This is a genomic window from Desulfobacter sp. UBA2225 (genome assembly GCF_002348205.1).
Taxonomy (GTDB): Bacteria; Desulfobacterota; Desulfobacteria; order Desulfobacterales; family Desulfobacteraceae; genus Desulfobacter; species Desulfobacter postgatei.
The window spans coordinates 1-2,640 of record NZ_DDYV01000335.1 but is presented as its reverse complement, the minus strand read 5'-3'; the positions used below and the strand labels follow the sequence as shown (position 1 = coordinate 2,640).

Genomic DNA, 2,640 nt, shown 5'->3' with positions numbered 1-2,640 from the left:
ACAAGGCAAACAGATCATAGGCGTATCGCCACAGTATACTTCCCAGAAGTGTTCGGCCTGTGGTCAAATTGTCAAGAAATCCTTGTCTGTTCGTACGCATCGTTGCTCATGCGGTTTTGTTGCAAACCGCGATCATAATGCAGCCATAAACATTTTGCGTGTCGGGTTGGACACGTTAGCGACCCCGGTCGCTTAGAAGCCCCTTCTGAATCTTTGATTCAGGAGGGGAGCAGCCACAAGATATATTACCCATGATACGGATTACTACAAGCAACCGCTACAATATCACCCATTTAAGGTCCTTTATAACCAATATCTGCGCCCTTGGGGCCGGCGTACTGGCCATCGGCCTTATTTTCCTTACCGGAGGCGTCAACCCGTTGTATGCGGTGTCCCAAATCTTTATTGAATCATTTGGCTCTGTTTACGGCATCAAGGAAACCATTACCAAGGCCATTCCCTTAATTCTCATCGGGGCCGGCCTGACCCTTGCCTTCAGGGCCAAATTCTGGAATATCGGTGCCGAGGGCCAGCTGCTCATGGGCGCCATTTTTGCCACATGGACGGCCCAGCATCTGGGAAACGCCCTGCCCTCTGCACTTATCGTTCCGTTGATATTTACAGCCGGCTTCATCGGCGGTGCATTATGGGGCATTATCCCGGCCATACTGAAAATTAAATATGCCATCAACGAGGTCATTACCACCCTGATGCTCAACTATATCTGTGCAGAATTTTTAACCATGCTCATTGTGGGACCATGGAAGGGGAAAACCCGGTTTGGATTTCCGGGTACGGATCCCCTGCCTGACGCGGCCATTTTAAGCGTACTGCCGGGATCTCGTATTCATTATGCCACCCTGATCCTGGCCATTGTCTGTTCGGTAGGCCTGTGTGTTTTAATTTATAGAACCCGATTCGGATATGAAGCCCGGGTGGTGGGAGAAAATCCGGATGCCGGTAAATATGCGGGCATTAATTTTCTTAAAACCAGCCTCATTCTCATGGCCGTTTCAGGGGGAGTTGCCGGATTTGCCGGTGTGGGTGAGGTGGCAGGCATCCATCATTACCTGGGGTATCCGGCCTCGGTATCATCGGGGTATGGATTCACGGCCATCATCGTGGCCTGGCTGGCCAAGCTGAACCCCTTGTTTGCCATTGTGTCGGGTCTGTTTTTTGCCGGCATTATCGTGGGCGGAGACGCTATCCAGATATCCCTGGGACTGCCTGCGGCCACAGTTGAAATTGTCAACGGTATCCTGCTCATCTTTCTCATCATGGGCGATTTCTTTTTATATAACAAAATTCAAATCCGCTAAACATCATGGAAGACATCATCATTTCAATAATTCAAAGAACCATGGTGGCAGGCACACCACTGCTTTTGGCCACAACCGGCGAAATTATCTGCGAACGGGCCGGCATCCTTAATCTTGGTGTAGAAGGCGTCATGGCCATCGGTGCCGTCACCGCCTTTATTGTCACCATGACCACGGGCCATCCCTGGTTTGGCGTACTTGCCGCCATGGCGGCAGGCGTTGCAGTCTCCTTCATCCATGCCTTTGCGTCGGTGACGCTGCAGGCCAACCAGGTGGTATCAGGCCTTGCTTTGACCATGCTGGGATTGGGACTGTCCGGGATGATGGGAAAGCCTTATGTCGGCCGGCCCCTGGCCGTTAAAATGGATGATCTGCCCCTGCCCTTTTTATCGGACCTGCCCTGGATCGGCAAAGCTCTTTTCCACCAAACTCCCTTTCTTTACCTGGCCATTGTCCTGGCCATAGCCGCCTGGTTTTTCATGGAGCGCACCCGCATAGGCATTCAGATCAGATCCACCGGAGAAAATCCCAAAGCCACAGAGACCCAGGGGGTAAACGTCTCTTTGATTCGATATGCCTGCATTATGGTGGGTGGTGTTTTCTCAGCCCTTGCCGGGGCCCACCTGTCCATTTCCTACTCATCCTCCTGGGTGCAAGGCATGACTGCCGGCCGCGGCTGGATTGCCATTGCCCTGACCATATTTGCCCTGTGGAATCCGGGCCGGGCCATTTTTGCCTCATTCCTTTTTGGCGGCATTTTTGTACTCCAATACCTGCTCCAACCCCTGGGGATATCCCCCAATTTTCTGGCCATGCTGCCCTACCTGTCCACCCTGATCATCCTTCTGGGCATATCCTTTAAAGATCCAAAGCGCCTAAATGCCCCGGCCTGGCTGGGGGCGGCTTATAAACGAGGCGAGCGATAAGAATTTGACATTTTAACCTGTTTTGTCCATAATTTTAAGGTTATCAAAACATCACCCGACCGGATAACACCACGCAATTCCATGAAGGAGCCACAATGGAAATATCAAACAATCATTCCATCGACAGTATTGCCAAAATTTTCCTGAATACCACCCAATGCATACTTGAAAAAAGCACAGGGAAAGAAATAAACTACGCCAACACCATCCAGAAAATCCCCAGAATATCCATGAGACCGGATCTGACCTGCTTTGTTCAGTTCTACGGAGACTATATGGGTCTTGTGATTTTCAATTTCAGTGAGGAGGCTGCATTTGAAATTTACAGGCATTACATGATCAACATGGGCATGCCCGAAGATGAGCTGGCCGTCTCTACTTCCGACCCTGAAGTG

At 50.8% G+C, this 2,640-nt stretch carries 4 protein-coding genes; all 4 read left to right on the top strand.

Features of this window, described 5'->3' with window-relative positions:
* Positions 1-13 precede the first annotated feature (13 nt).
* Complete coding sequence (locus tag B3D59_RS18365; protein WP_349676909.1) at positions 14-196, top strand: transposase; 183 nt, start codon at positions 14-16, stop codon at positions 194-196.
* Positions 197-251: 55 nt separating this feature from the next.
* Entirely contained in the window at positions 252-1,319 is a 1,068-nt protein-coding gene (locus B3D59_RS17395) for an ABC transporter permease (RefSeq protein ID WP_286822411.1), read from the top strand.
* Between the two features lie 5 nt (positions 1,320-1,324).
* Complete coding sequence (locus B3D59_RS17390; RefSeq protein ID WP_286822410.1) at positions 1,325-2,245, top strand: ABC transporter permease; 921 nt, start codon at positions 1,325-1,327, stop codon at positions 2,243-2,245.
* Between the two features lie 95 nt (positions 2,246-2,340).
* Positions 2,341-2,640 (top strand): DUF3334 family protein (locus tag B3D59_RS17385; RefSeq protein WP_286822409.1); only part of this gene is annotated, 300 nt, incomplete at its 3' end.